The sequence below is a fragment of the Flavobacterium sp. genome, from assembly GCF_027482425.1.
Classification (GTDB): domain Bacteria; phylum Bacteroidota; class Bacteroidia; order Flavobacteriales; family Flavobacteriaceae; genus Flavobacterium.
The window spans coordinates 20529-34016 of the sequence record NZ_JAIXWA010000040.1 but is presented as its reverse complement, the minus strand read 5'-3'; the positions used below and the strand labels follow the sequence as shown (position 1 = coordinate 34016).

Genomic DNA, 13488 nt, shown 5'->3' with positions numbered 1-13488 from the left:
GACACAAAGATAGCGATTCGCAACGATTACGGTTTTTCAATAAAATCAATCAAGGTTTGATACAAATACGCATCATGCAAACTGTGTCCGAGTCCGCGTGTGGTAATGAACTCCGCATGAGGCCAAGCTTTCGCGATTTTTTCACTTTCCTCCCACAAAACCACTGTATCTTCTTTGTCGTGAACAATGATTCCCGGTAAAGTCAGCGATTCAACAAACAAAGCCGCCGAAAAAGATTCAATGGTCACATCAAATCGTTTTTGGGTGTACGCCTTTAGAAAGCGGTAAATTCGACGGTTTAACCCAAGCAATATGATATAATTTTTTAGAATAATTTTAAAATCGGACGGCGCCCCGAGAAGAATTAACTTTTGCGCCGGATGCGGATAATGTTTTTGATAATACGCAATGGCATTACCTCCTACCGAATGACCAATAAGAATGGTAGGTTGGTAGCGCGCCACTATTTTGTGAATGAATTCTGCGTACAATGGGACGTTAAACTCGTTTCCACTCGACAATCCATGCGCCGGAGCATCAAGAGCTATAATTGTTTTTCCCGTTTTGAGAAGAGGTTTGATGAGCTTTTTCCATCGTGAGGCATTGCTTTCCCATCCGTGTACAAGAAGAATTACCTCTTCATTCCCTTGCCAAACATAGGTTTGAATCACATGGGTATCCAACGCATGTTTTTCCCATTGGGCGCGTTGTAAAATCTTCGGAGGTTTTTCGGCCTTGAACCTTCCTTTTCGCGGTTGACTGAAAAAACGATACGCCAAACGGTAGGCATGTTTGGGATACACATAACTCATGAGGTTGAGGTAGAGCCCCAAGGTTTTGGCAAGTAGCAGTTGAATCATAGGCGCGAGGGGATTAAATAAAAAAGCCACCGTGGGGTGGCCTTATGTTTTAGATGGATGCAAACAATTGTTGCATTTTTTCTCGTTCTTCTTGTGCCAAAACATTGTCGACTAAAATGCGACCGGAATGTTCGTCGGTAATGATTTTTTTACGAGCAGCAATCTCCACTTGGGTTTGTGGGGGAATCGTAAAAAACGATCCCACTGAAGCGCCACGCTCAATCGACACTACGGCCAATCCATTGCGAACACTTTTACGAATACGGTCGTAAGCCGCCAACAAACGGTCTTCGATACCATCGCGATATTCCGCTGATTTTTCCATCAAAAAGTTTTCTTCTTTTTGTGTTTCGGCCATAATATCGTTTAACTCCGCTTTTTTATGTTTTAAGTGAGTAGATTTTTGGTCCAATTTTTCTTTGGTCTGCCCCAACGCTTCTTTTTTATGTTCAATCGAAGCTTTCATTTCTTTGATTTGCTTTTCAGCCAATTGAATTTCCAATTCTTGGTATTCAATTTCTTTGGTCAAGGCGTTGAATTCTCGGTTGTTACGAACTTCTTTTTGTTGCTCTGCATAACGCTTAATCGACGCCTGGTGGCCTTCAATCGCACTTTTTTTCAACTTGATACTGTCCTCAATTTGATTCAGTTCCAATTGTAATTTGTCCAAACGGGTGGTCAATCCGGTTACTTCATCTTCCAAATCTTCTACTTCAAGCGGTAATTCGCCGCGTACACTTCTGATTTCATCAATGCGGGAATCAATTAGCTGTAAATCATATAGCGCTCTTAATTTTTCTTCAACGCTCATTTCTTTTGTAGTAGCCATATTTTATAAGTACTTAACCGGGTTTGTATTTACTTCTGATACTTGAATTCCACTCGATAGCGGAATGGGTGCAAAATTAGTAATTTTTTCTTTAAGAAAATCAACTATATAATTTTTTGTAAATCTTTCACTTTCAAAATGTCCCACGTCTGCTAAGATCATTTTCCCCTCTGCTTCGAAGTAATTATGGTATTTTAAATCGGAGGTGATATACAAATCAGCATCGGCTGCTAGCGCATTTTTTATGGCAAAACTTCCCGAACCACCCAAAACGGCAACTCGTTCAATTTTTCGCTCCAAAAAAGCCGAATGGCGAATACCGCCACACTGTAATTTTTCTTTTACCTCCAATAAAAATTCTCTTGCATCTCGGGGACTGGGGAGTTTACCTATTCGTCCCAATCCCAAGTTTTGGTGTGTGTTTTGTAAATTGTAAACTTCAAAGCCCACTTCTTCGTAGCAATGGTGCTTAAAGAGCGCTTGAAGGATTTGTTTTTGGAGGTGTTTTTCAAATGTTACTTCAATTTTTTGTTCTTCGGCGCTTACCCATTCGTGGCGTTGACCCATAACCGGATTGCTGTTATCATTGCCTTGATAGGTTCCAATACCTATCGAATTGAAGCTGCAGTTTTCGTAGTTTCCGATACGGCCTGCGCCTGCGTCAAACAAGGCATCCCGAAGGGTAGCGGCTTGTTCAACAGGAGCATAGGTGACCAGTTTTTGTATAAAATCATTTTTCGGAATCAATACTTTCGACTCGATAATGCCCAATGCGTCGCACAAAATTTTATTTACTCCATTAGGATGGTTATCCAAAGCCGTGTGGACAGCATAAATCGCAATATCATTTTTGATAGCCTTTCGAACAGCCCGCTCCACATAATTCTTTCCTGTGATTTTTTTAATCCCCGAAAAAAGGATGGGATGAAAACAAACGACAACATTGCATTGCCGTGTAACCGCTTCGTCAATAACGGGTTCAAGCGCATCGTGGCAAACTATAATCCCGGATACCTTCGCGTCAGGGTCTCCTACCAAAAGGCCCACATTGTCAAAATCCTCAGCATAAGCAGTTGGTGTAAGTTCCTCCAATAAAGGAATCAATTGGCGCAAGGTAAATGAAGTGTTTGTGGTCATAGTATTGTTGTATAAAAAACAGCATTAGTAAAGGTAGGCAATCAAGTTTCCCAACGATTAAACTCATCGATGAAATGCCATGTGTCTCCCTTTTTTTGAAACAATAAAAAACTGCCACTGTTGTGTTCAATCGAGCGGTAAAATCCTACTTTGATTAAACAATAGTCATGGGCGAGATAAATCGGTTGATTTACGATCATCATGCGCTGATTGTTTTCACCATAGCGTTGGGTGTACATCTCAAATTGTTCCAGCGTAACGGGTTGTTGCACTTTTTGCTTCAAATAATGATTTTCTTTCATAAACAAAAGAGAAAATTCAGCCTCCCATGTTTCAGGAGCTTTTGGGGTTTGCACTTGCTTTTTGATAGCCTCCAACTGGGATTGTAGAATCGGATGGTTGCGACAGCCGTCCCAAATTTCAAGGGTATTGGGCGCTTTGTCGCGGTAAAAGTAAAGCAATTGCAACCTATTTTTTACAATGGGTTTTTCTTGGGCATAAAACCGATTCAACAGCAATTTTAGTAACACAGCATTGTCGGAATACGTATTTTGAGCCTGTCCCAACAAGCCAATAAATGTCCATAGTATCACCCAGAAACCTTTCATTTTTTGGTATTCCATCGCTCAAAGATAAAAAAATGTTACTTTCGTAATATGATTATTTTGCGTATTCTACTTTTCCCTTTTGCCCTCCTTTACGGGGGAATTACCGCCCTGCGTAATAGTGCATACGATTTGGGTATTTTACGTTCCCATACTTTTCCCGTGCCCATTATTGCGGTGGGCAATTTAAGTGTAGGTGGAACGGGGAAAACGCCGCAGATTGAACAGTTAATTCGACTTTTACAACCCCATTACCGCATCGCTACCCTTAGTCGAGGCTATCGCCGTAAATCCAAAGGGTATTGGGTGGCCAATGACCTCACAGATGCGTCTTCAAAAGAAGCTATCTTAGGGGATGAGCCGTATCAAATCCACCGTAAGTTTCCCGAAGTCACCGTAGCTGTGGATGCCGATCGCGTGCGGGGTATTACACAATTACTTGCTCGCAAGCCGCAACCCGAACTTGTTTTGCTGGATGATGCCTTTCAACACCGACGGGTAAAAGCGGGGTTTTATATCCTGTTGACGGCCTACGATGATTTGTATTGTGACGATTGGATGTTGCCTTCTGGAACCTTACGCGAGTTTGCTTCAGGGGTACAACGTGCCCATATGATAATTATCACAAAATGTCCCCCCAATTTGTCGGAACTTGCACAGCAGAAGATACGACAACGTTTGCACGCCTCCGCACCAGTTTTTTTTAGTACAATTGTTTATGAAGATGGGGTATATGATGACCAAAAACGATTAGAGTGGTCAAGTGTAAACAAATCAGATTGCGTGTTTGTTACTGGAATTGAGAAGCCAAAACCCTTTTTGGAGTTTGTGGGAGCAACCGAAAGTCAAACCCTTCGATTTCCAGATCATCACTCTTTTACTCCGCAAGATATTGAACGAATAAATCGGGAGTATTTAGGTAAAATAGTGATTACGACAGAAAAGGATTTTGTTCGCTTACACGGAAAAGGACTGCAATTACCGCTGTATTATCTTCCCATGCAAAGTCAACTTTTGCACAATGAAAACCAATGGAAACAATTAATTGAAGACTATGTGGGAACAAGTACAAGAAACCGTTAATTACATCAAAAAAGCAACGTCATTTTCACCCGATTACGGTGTGATTTTGGGCTCGGGTTTAGGGAGTTTTACCGAGGATATCCAAATAGAATACGTTTTACCTTATGCAGAAATTCCGCATTTCCCCATTTCAACTGTTCAAGGGCACCAAGGCGCTTTGGTTTTTGGAACCATAGGAGCCAAAAAAGTTGTGGCCATGCAAGGGCGATTTCATTATTATGAAGGATATTCTATGCAGCAAGTGACCTTTCCTGTTCGGGTGATGAAAGGATTAGGGGTGTCTACACTTATTGTTTCCAACGCTTCGGGTGGAGTAAATCCCCATTACCAAGTGGGTTCTATCGTGTTGCTTACCGATCATATTAATATGATGCCTGAGCATCCGTTGCGTGGCGCCAATGAGGATCGTTTCGGTCCCCGTTTTGTAAATATGAGTGCTCCTTACAGTCGTAAAATGATTGCCCAAGCGCATGCCATAGCCCTACAAGCAGGATTTCCTGTCCACGAAGGCATTTATTTAGCGTTGCAGGGGCCAACATTTGAGACTTTGGCTGAATACCGTATGGTTAAAATTTTAGGTGCCGATTGTGTGGGCATGTCCACGGTTCCTGAAGTCATCGTTGCGCGTCATATGGAAATGGAGGTTTTCGGATTGTCAGTCATTACCGATATGGGCAATGAAGAAAGCATTGAAGTAGTCAACCATACTGAAGTGCTCAAAGCGGCGCAAAAGGCCGAACCTCAGGTGCGCTTACTGATTCGTGAACTTATTCAAACGGACTCCCTAGAGTAAGTGATCGGTAATGATTTTGTAGAATTTTTCAGGTTCAAAAGGCTTCGTCAATACCTCGGTCATCCCATAAGAGAGGAGCATTTCTCGATTTTCATTTAAAGAAATAGCCGTTAGTGCAATAATCGGAATATGGGTATTAAATTCTCTAATTTGTTGCGTCGCGATGGTTCCGTTAATGCCGGGTAAATGAACGTCCATCAATATCAAGTCATAGCTATTGGGCTCTTTTCGGAGTAGCGTAACGCTGTCTTCGCCATTATCAACAATGCGACAGGTCATGCCGCGATTTTCCAACATTTTTTTGGTGATCATTTGGTTGATTTTATTGTCTTCTACCAACAAAATGCGTTTTCCTTCTACGACGGTTTCAACATGTTCTTCGGGTAAGGATGAATTTTTTTCTTCAATCAACGTTTCGCTTACTTGAAAAGGCAAAATGAAAGTAAACGTGGTTCCAAGACCCACCTTACTGTTTAAGGTGATGGTGCCACCCAACAACTCGACTAATCGTTTTACAATAGCTAATCCCAAACCTGTGCCACCGTATTTGCGATTGATTTCTATTGATCCTTGTGAAAAACTTTCGAAGATTTCATGTTGTTTGTCTTCAGGGATGCCAATTCCGTTATCGGACACTTGGAATTTTATTTTGATGGTTTTGTCCTGAATTTCTTCCAAATGAGTGCACAAACGTACGTGACCATTTTTGGTAAACTTAAGTGCGTTGTTTACTAAATTGATAATGATTTGTGATAATTTCGTCGGGTCACAAATAAGCTGTTCAGGAATCGAATTGTCAATATCAATTTCAAAAATATTGTTATTCTCTTGTGCAATCTCTTTAAAGGAATTTTGGATGTTTTTAAGTTGTGTATGAAAAGCACAATGAATATTTTCAATAGGAACATTTTCCGATTCAATTCGGTTGATTTCTAGGATATCATTGATAAAAGTCAATAAGTAATTTCCAGAAAACTTTAGAGAGTTTAAATATTCAATCTGACTTTCTTTAGGGCTTTCCTCAATCAACAAATGCGTGATTCCATTGATGGCATTCAAAGGCGTACGCAATTCGTGACTTACCGTTGAAAGAAATTCGGAACGGGCTTTGGTGGCATTTTCAGCCCGTTCTTTGGCGATTTCTAACTCGCGGTTTTTCTCTTGAAGTAATTTGTTGGATTCGTTGCGTAGAATGTTGTTTTTGTATAGTGATAAACTTAATAAAGAGAGAATTGAAATCAAAGCAATGGCCAAAATACTAATCAGTTTGGCAAAATTTTTTGCTTTAATTTGACTCTCATTTTCCCGTTCCAATTGTTCAGCATGTTTTAACTTCTCAGCGTTTTTAAAAGAGTCAAAATCAATAGGTTCAATTTTTTGGAGGTGTTGAATATCATTTTTTTCTTTTAATTGGACATAACGCTTTAGAAAGGCATGTGAAAGTTCGAGGTTGGCATTTTTTTCATAGATTTCACTTAAAGCAAGGAGCACTTTGGCTTGTAAACCCGCTTGCCCTTCTGATTGTTTCAAAGCCCGAGTCATATAATTCAATGCCAAATTATTACGCATTTTATTCTTCTCCATAATGCCCAAATGATACAAGGCTTCTGGTTTAACTTTCCGGTTATGAACAGTGTCAGTGAGACTTACAATTTTTTCCAAGAGTCCTTTTGCTTGATTAATTCTCCCCATACGTTTATATACAATAGCACGTTGCAGGTTAATCATTTCAATGGCACTATGGACTTTTAACTTATCATAAATTGCTTGGGCTTTATTCAAATTGTTTTCAGCCAAAGCGGTATTGTTTTGTTCGATATAGGTGAGTCCCAAATAGTAATAACAAAGTGCTTGTTCGCGAGATGGCGATTGGGTTGAATAAATAGCAATACTTCGCACAAAAGCATCTACGGCATCTTCATTCTTTTTTAGATCAAAATAAATGAGTCCCAAATTGAAGTAACCATCTCCTAGCGCTTTTTCATCGCTTTTCTTTTGCGCAAAATCAATTGCTTTTTTTGCATAATTGAGACAATTTCTATAGTTATTCGCTTTTTTATGGTATTGAATTTGTTCAAAATAATAGACTACGCTATCGAAAGGCTTCGATACCTTTTTTTGTGCCGAAACGACACAAGTGAATAGGATGAAAAACCACAGTTTTCTCATTACAGGGCAAAATGAAATACAAAATAATAAAATTATTTGGAAATCAATCGAATTAATTCGACCAATCGCGAGGAATACCCGATTTCATTGTCATACCATCCGACGACTTTAACCATTCGGTCGATGACAGAAGTGAGTTGCGCATCGAAAAGACAAGAATGTGTATTCCCAATTACATCCACAGAAACAATGGGGTCTTCGGTATAATCAAGGATGTTTTTATAGTGGCCTTGAGCTGCTTTTTGAAAGGCTTGATTAATTTCTGGAATACTCACATCGCGTTTTACATTAAAGGTAATATCGGTGAGCGAACCATCAGCTACAGGAACCCGAATACCGCAGCCTCCAATTTTACCCTCCATATGCGGAAATATCTTGGTCAACGCTTTAGCGGCACCAGTAGTGGTTGGTACAATTGATTGTGAAGCGCCACGGGCACGACGTAAATCTTTATGAGGTTGGTCGTGCAAACTTTGGTCAGTAGTATACGAATGCACGGTGGTGATGTAGGCTTGCTCGATGCCACACAATTCTTCAATGATTTGAATCATTGGCGCAGCATTGTTGGTGGTACAACTCGCATTGGAAATAATCCGCTCGGTTCCGTCAAGATCCTTTTCGTTCACGCCTAAGACTATCGTTTTGATTTCAGGAACTTCCGAGGGAGCTGATAAAATCACTTTTTTAGCCCCTGCTTCAATATGTTGGTATAATGTGTCGTAATTTTTAAATTTCCCTGTAGCTTCTACTACGACATCAACATCAACGGATCCCCATGGAATTGCAGCAATATTTCTTTCGTGAAAAAAGGGAATTTTGTGTCCGTCAACTACTAAAAAATCGTCTTCTGCAAAAACAGGAAAGCCAAACCGCCCATGGATACTGTCGTAACGGGTCAGATGGGCCATCGTAGCCGTATCGGCAATGTCATTAATTGCAACGACCTCAATCGCATCATGGTTCCACAATAACCGGAACAAATTGCGGCCGATACGTCCGTATCCGTTGATGGCAACTCGAATTTTTTGCATGCGTTCTGCAGTTATAGAATGTGCTTTTCAGCATGGTAACTCGATCGAACCAACGCTCCACTTTCCACATGACGGAATCCCATTTCTTTCCCAATGCGTTCATATTTTTCAAACTGCTCAGGGGTAATGAATTCTTTTACAGGTAAATGTTTCTTGGTAGGTTGTAAATACTGACCTAAGGTTACAATATCTACATTGGCCTTGCGTAAGTCTTGCATGGTTTCAATGACTTCGGCTTCCGTTTCACCCAATCCCAACATGATACCCGATTTGGTTCGGCGAATTCCTTTTTCTTTTAAATAGCGAAGCACTTCCAAACTACGGTCGTATTTAGCTTGAATACGCACTTCACGGGTTAAACGTCGTACAGTTTCCATGTTGTGCGATACCACTTCAGGGTTGGCTTCCACAATGCGATCGATGTGTCGGTGAATACCCTGAAAGTCGGGAATTAAGGTCTCCAATGTAGTTTCGGGATTCATGCGTCGGATGGCTTCAACCGTTTCCAACCAAATGATAGAGCCCATGTCCTTCAGATCGTCGCGATCTACACTGGTAATAACCGCATGTTTGATCCGCATGATTTTAATTGAACGGGCTACTTTTTCAGGTTCGTCCCAATCTACACTCTCAGGCCGTCCGGTTTTAACCCCACAGAATCCACACGAACGCGTACAAATGTTGCCCAAAATCATAAACGTTGCAGTACCTTCACCCCAACATTCTCCCATATTGGGACAGCTTCCCGAGGTGCAAATCGTATTGAGTTTATATTTGTCAACAAGCCCCCGTAATTCAGTATATTTTTGACCAATGGGCAACTTGACTTTCAGCCATTTGGGTTTTCCTTGGGGAGGCAATACGTTGGTAGTTTCTGTGTGCATAGTTGGAAAATTGAATACAAAAATACAATCTAAATTTGAGAAATTCGGTGATGTGTTAAAGTTTTAAGAATCGTTTGTTACTCCAAAAAATCCAATTCTTTATTGTGTGTTTCGGGTATCGTTAGTGTGGCGTAAATGCCCAATGAAAATGCCAAAATGCCCACCCAAATCGCTGCTTGGATGGTGGATATATCTTGTTTTAAATAATCAAACAGCAGCAACATCACGGGGAGTAAACCGCGAACCATATTGGGTACTGTTGTGGTCGTAGTGTTGCGTAAATTAGTGCCAAACTGTTCGGCTGCGACGGTGACAAACATCGCCCAATAGCCCGTACCTAGTCCCAACCAAACGCAGAAAAAGTAATAGCTTTGTTCAGAGTAAGCGCCTCCAAACAACATTCCAATCACGCCCAAAACCGTAAACAGCATCATGTACAAGATAGCCTTTTTTCGGGAATGTAAGGCGTGGGAAATGAAACCACTGGCAAAATCTCCCACCGAAATTCCCACATATGCCCACATGATCGCTTTCCCTGGAACGATGGTGTCAATACCCATTTCGGGGGCAAATTGATTGGCCATCATCGCTAAGATACCAATGCAATACCACGTTGGTAAGCCAATAGCGATGCATTTAAGGTATTTCATTAAACGGGTTTTGTGGGTAAATAGGGTCAAAAAATTTCCTTTTGACAAGGTTGTATCTTCGGCGATGCTCTTGTATATTCCGCTTTCGGTGACACTAATTCGAAGGACCAACAACAAGAGTCCCAAACCACCCCCGATGAAGTAAGCCGTGGTCCAATTGTCGGCCATTTCCACCGTGAGTTGTGCAACGACCGCCCCCAATAATCCAAAACCAGCGACCAATGACGTTCCCAAAGCACGTAATTCTTTGGGTAAGCTTTCCGAAACCAAGGTAATGCCCGCACCGAGTTCACCCGCCAAGCCAATACCAGCAATAAATCGCAACCAAGCATAAACGGTGGCTTGATCCATAGAATTAATTTGTGGTAAAAATCCACAGGCAATATTGGCCAAAGAATACACTAGAATAGACCCAAAGAGCACCGATAAGCGTCCTTTTTTATCCCCAAAAACACCCCAAAGAATGCCGCCCAACAGCAGACCTGTCATTTGGTAATTGATGATTTGTGTCCCCACGGTATCGACATCAAGGTTGAGTTCGGTGAGACTAGGAACACGTACAATACCAAAAAGCAATAGGTCGTAAATATCAACAAAATAGCCTAAAGCAGCAATAATCACTGGAAAACTCAAAAGGTGTTTCCATTTTTCTTGGGTAGAAAATTGGGTCATAAACGGTTGGGTTTGTCGGGCTAAAATAATAAAAAAACCGCAGGGATTAGCTGCGGTTTGGAGAGCACAATATCAGTTATTGACTAACTGTGATCGGAATGGTAAAACGGGAACGCACGGGTTCTCCTTTCTTTTGACCCGGACGCCATTTGGCTTTGATGGCATGTAAAACACGTATTGCTTCTTTATCAACCAATTCATCGGCATTGCGTAAAATTTGGATGTCGGTCATCGTTCCGTTTTTTTCAATGACAAAAGTGACAAAAACTTTATGAACTTTATCGCTTTCTTCGAGGGCTTCTGGGTCAAATCTTCGTTTGATTTCCTCATAAAAGCGGTTGATACCTCCCGGAAACTCGGGTTGTTCATCCAACCCCACACTGTTTTCAATAATGTTGGGATCAATGCTATTGCCTTGTTCGCCACCTGTGGTTGTGTGAGTACTTGTGCCATTGGGATCGCCACCATTGGCAAGCGGATCGGTACTGGTGCCTGTATCGCTACCAGCGCCAGGATTCGGATTCACTATGGGATCTTTAGGCTCAGGTTCAGGTTCGACAGGGACCAATTCAGGCGCGACAGGGGTGTACTTTTTCACCGTATTTTCCGTTGCTTTTGCTTTGGCCGATTCGCCTTTTTGAATTTCCTTTTTCAATTCAATTTTAGTGAAAACCAAGGAGTCATTTAATACAGGGGGCAGATTGTTATGGGGTGCCGGCTTGGTGTGAAACGAACTCAAAAGGAAGACTCCAAAAGTGAGCAAGGAAAGCCCAAAAATAAAGGCTAACCAGGTGGTTTTTTCATTTTCGCGCCGAAGTTGGTAGGCGCCATACTGTTGGTTTTTACCCTCAAAAATGACATCCAGCCATTTTTTTTCAAAGATACTTACATGGTTCATAGTTCTAATGTGTTAATGTTAGCGTATCTTTTTTACATAGGCAAAAGGGATAAAATAAGGTTGTTTTACGATAACGCCAGTATGAATCGCAATATTGTCATTGAGAATTAAAAAATTAACATCACCATTGAATATTAATCAAAAAAAGATAAAAAGGAGTATTGTTTTAACGTCCCAGGATGATTTCAGCCAGCAGTTTTTTGGCACGCAAAAGTTTAATTTTTACGTTGCTAAGGGGTTCATTTAAGTGTTCTGAAATCTCTTGATAGCTTAACTCTTGGAAGTACCGTAATTGGATGACCTCTTGATAATGAGGTTTGAGTTCTTTAATCAATTGCAGCAAACGGGATAAGTTTTGCTCTGTAATAAGCTCATCCTCAGCCGTAGGTGAAGTGTCAGCAATGTTATACGCTTGTTGATCTTCTTCGTCGGTGATTTCTACAAAAAGCGCTGACTTTCGTTTACGAAGCAAGTCGATATGGACATTTTTGGCTATCGCAATGAGCCAGGTGTTGAATTGGAACTCGGGATTATAATTGGCTATTTTATCAAAAGCTTTGGAAAAGGTTTCAATAGTAATATCCTCTGCATCGGTCTCATTTTCAGTGCGTTTGAGCATAAATCCATACACCTCATTCCAATAATGGTCGAGTAAAAAGGTAAAGGCCACTTGATCGCCTTTTTTAGCTTTTTCGATGTGATGAATTATTTCCAATGCACGGGTTTTGAGAAAAGATTGGTAAAAGCCACATTGAGTTGAGCAAAAATGAGTACAATTTCAATAAAAGGAAAGAAATACATCACGTCTTTTTCCTTCAACTTTCCGGCTGCCATTCCCAGAACTATCCAACAAAAAATATACCGAAATCCAATTAATCCCAACACAATAATCCATTGGTATTGAAAAGCCAACAAGGCAATTGGAGTTAGAAGAAACAAAAGCTGGCTGAGGTAAAAAACGCCTAATTGAAAGCTGTCAAACCCTTTGTAATGTTGGGCTGTAGCCACATGACGACGCTTTTGTTGGAACCAATCTTTAAATTTAGTTTTGGGGTGCGAATAGGTAAAACTATCAGGGGTATAACTGCATACCGTATTTTTTCCGTTGGCTGCTTGGTTGATAAATAAATCATCATCGCCCGAACGTATTTTCATGTGGTCCATAAATCCCCGAACCCGGAAGAATTCCTCGCGCTTGTATGCCATATTTCGACCCACGCCCATGTAGGGTTTTCCCAAACGCGCCCACGCAAAATATTGGGTTGCGGTAAGTAGGGTTTCAAAACGAATTAATTTATTCAAAAACGACCCTTTTACTTTTTCATAAGCACCGTAACCCAAGACAATGGTCTTTTGCGCCGTAAAATGGCCTGTCATTTCTTTGATCCATTGACTGGAATTAGGGTAACAGTCGGCGTCGGTAAACAATAAGTATTCGTATTTGGCTGCTTTAATGCCCAGCGTTAAGGCAAATTTTTTATTGCCCCAAAAGGCTTCATTGTTTTCAACTTTAACCAACTTAATATTGGGATAGGCCGTTTCAAAATGTTCAAAATGAGCTAAGGTATCGTCACTTGAGGCATCGTCAATCAATACAATTTCAAATTGGGGATAGTCTTGTTCGGCCAAAAGAGGAACCAATTTCAGTACATTTTCAGCTTCATTTTTGGCACAGACAATCACCGAAACGGGAATGCGCTTGGGGGCACCTTGTTGGGCTTTTTGAAAAGCAAATTTGCCAAAAACAAAGACGTAGTATAAGAATTGAACAGCAACAGCGGCAATAAATAATCCAAAAAGAGTCCCTAAAACCATAGTGGTAAATTGCATTTAAAGCGAGTCCAAAGGTAGCGATTCTCTAGGCAATACACAACCTC

General features: G+C 40.9%; 13 protein-coding genes. 2 read left to right on the top strand and 11 right to left on the bottom strand.

Going from position 1 to position 13488, the window contains the following annotated elements; translation table 11 throughout:
- Positions 1-26 precede the first annotated feature (26 nt).
- From Q0037_RS04805 to Q0037_RS04790, 4 genes are read right to left on the bottom strand one after another with little or no spacing between them, the layout of a single operon-like run.
- Positions 27-860: an alpha/beta fold hydrolase gene (locus Q0037_RS04805; protein WP_297516211.1), complete on the bottom strand. Its 834-nt coding sequence runs from the start codon at positions 858-860 to the stop codon at positions 27-29.
- A 49-nt stretch (positions 861-909) separates the two neighbouring features.
- A complete protein-coding gene (locus Q0037_RS04800) occupies positions 910-1689 on the bottom strand; it encodes a C4-type zinc ribbon domain-containing protein (RefSeq protein WP_297516209.1) in 780 nt (259 codons plus the stop codon).
- 3 nt (positions 1690-1692) lie between these two features.
- Positions 1693-2826, bottom strand: coding sequence for a Nif3-like dinuclear metal center hexameric protein (locus tag Q0037_RS04795; RefSeq protein ID WP_297516206.1), 1134 nt, complete (start codon positions 2824-2826; stop codon positions 1693-1695).
- Positions 2827-2867: 41 nt separating this feature from the next.
- The gene (locus tag Q0037_RS04790) at positions 2868-3434 is read right to left on the bottom strand and encodes a hypothetical protein (protein WP_297516202.1); all 567 of its coding nucleotides are present in this window, start codon (positions 3432-3434) and stop codon (positions 2868-2870) included.
- Positions 3435-3482: 48 nt separating this feature from the next.
- On the opposite strand from Q0037_RS04790, the gene lpxK reads away from it, so the two are divergent.
- Positions 3483-4514 (top strand): tetraacyldisaccharide 4'-kinase, encoded by a 1032-nt coding sequence (lpxK, locus tag Q0037_RS04785; RefSeq protein WP_297516200.1) that lies wholly within the window; start codon positions 3483-3485, stop codon positions 4512-4514.
- A complete protein-coding gene (locus Q0037_RS04780; RefSeq protein WP_297516197.1) occupies positions 4486-5307 on the top strand; it encodes a purine-nucleoside phosphorylase in 822 nt (273 codons plus the stop codon). Before lpxK ends, Q0037_RS04780 begins: the two co-directional genes overlap by 29 nt.
- Here Q0037_RS04780 and Q0037_RS04775 read toward each other — a convergent pair.
- From Q0037_RS04775 to Q0037_RS04745, 7 genes are all read right to left on the bottom strand, one after another.
- The gene (locus tag Q0037_RS04775) at positions 5299-7476 is read right to left on the bottom strand and encodes an ATP-binding protein (protein ID WP_297516194.1); all 2178 of its coding nucleotides are present in this window, start codon (positions 7474-7476) and stop codon (positions 5299-5301) included. The two genes, Q0037_RS04780 and Q0037_RS04775, sit on opposite strands and share 9 nt — an antisense overlap.
- A gap of 32 nt (positions 7477-7508) precedes the next feature.
- Complete coding sequence (gap, locus tag Q0037_RS04770; protein WP_297516191.1) at positions 7509-8507, bottom strand: type I glyceraldehyde-3-phosphate dehydrogenase; 999 nt, start codon at positions 8505-8507, stop codon at positions 7509-7511.
- Positions 8508-8518: 11 nt separating this feature from the next.
- On the bottom strand, positions 8519-9391 hold the full coding sequence (gene lipA / locus Q0037_RS04765) for a lipoyl synthase (RefSeq protein WP_297516189.1): 873 nt from the start codon (positions 9389-9391) through the stop codon (positions 8519-8521).
- 77 nt (positions 9392-9468) lie between these two features.
- Positions 9469-10713 (bottom strand): MFS transporter, encoded by a 1245-nt coding sequence (locus Q0037_RS04760; RefSeq protein WP_297516186.1) that lies wholly within the window; start codon positions 10711-10713, stop codon positions 9469-9471.
- A 76-nt stretch (positions 10714-10789) separates the two neighbouring features.
- Complete coding sequence (locus tag Q0037_RS04755; protein ID WP_297516183.1) at positions 10790-11611, bottom strand: energy transducer TonB; 822 nt, start codon at positions 11609-11611, stop codon at positions 10790-10792.
- A 166-nt stretch (positions 11612-11777) separates the two neighbouring features.
- Entirely contained in the window at positions 11778-12326 is a 549-nt protein-coding gene (locus tag Q0037_RS04750) for a sigma-70 family RNA polymerase sigma factor (RefSeq protein ID WP_297516180.1), read from the bottom strand.
- On the bottom strand, positions 12317-13441 hold the full coding sequence (locus tag Q0037_RS04745) for a glycosyltransferase (protein ID WP_297516177.1): 1125 nt from the start codon (positions 13439-13441) through the stop codon (positions 12317-12319). Before Q0037_RS04745 ends, Q0037_RS04750 begins: the two co-directional genes overlap by 10 nt.
- Between the last annotated feature and the right edge of the window lie 47 nt (positions 13442-13488).

Bases quoted from the DNA above. Each gene is read 5' to 3' on its own strand.
- lipA (WP_297516189.1), bottom strand. From the start codon at position 9,391: ATGCACACAGAAACTACCAACGTATTGCCTCCCCAAGGAAAACCCAAA.
- Q0037_RS04760 (WP_297516186.1), bottom strand. From the start codon at position 10,713: ATGACCCAATTTTCTACCCAAGAAAAATGGAAACACCTTTTGAGTTTT.
- Q0037_RS04755 (WP_297516183.1), bottom strand. From the start codon at position 11,611: ATGAACCATGTAAGTATCTTTGAAAAAAAATGGCTGGATGTCATTTTT.
- Q0037_RS04780 (WP_297516197.1), top strand. From the start codon at position 4,486: ATGTGGGAACAAGTACAAGAAACCGTTAATTACATCAAAAAAGCAACG.
- Q0037_RS04775 (WP_297516194.1), bottom strand. From the start codon at position 7,476: ATGAGAAAACTGTGGTTTTTCATCCTATTCACTTGTGTCGTTTCGGCA.
- Q0037_RS04805 (WP_297516211.1), bottom strand. From the start codon at position 860: ATGATTCAACTGCTACTTGCCAAAACCTTGGGGCTCTACCTCAACCTC.
- gap (WP_297516191.1), bottom strand. From the start codon at position 8,507: ATGCAAAAAATTCGAGTTGCCATCAACGGATACGGACGTATCGGCCGC.
- Q0037_RS04800 (WP_297516209.1), bottom strand. From the start codon at position 1,689: ATGGCTACTACAAAAGAAATGAGCGTTGAAGAAAAATTAAGAGCGCTA.
- Q0037_RS04745 (WP_297516177.1), bottom strand. From the start codon at position 13,441: ATGCAATTTACCACTATGGTTTTAGGGACTCTTTTTGGATTATTTATT.
- Q0037_RS04790 (WP_297516202.1), bottom strand. From the start codon at position 3,434: ATGAAAGGTTTCTGGGTGATACTATGGACATTTATTGGCTTGTTGGGA.
- lpxK (WP_297516200.1), top strand. From the start codon at position 3,483: ATGATTATTTTGCGTATTCTACTTTTCCCTTTTGCCCTCCTTTACGGG.
- Q0037_RS04795 (WP_297516206.1), bottom strand. From the start codon at position 2,826: ATGACCACAAACACTTCATTTACCTTGCGCCAATTGATTCCTTTATTG.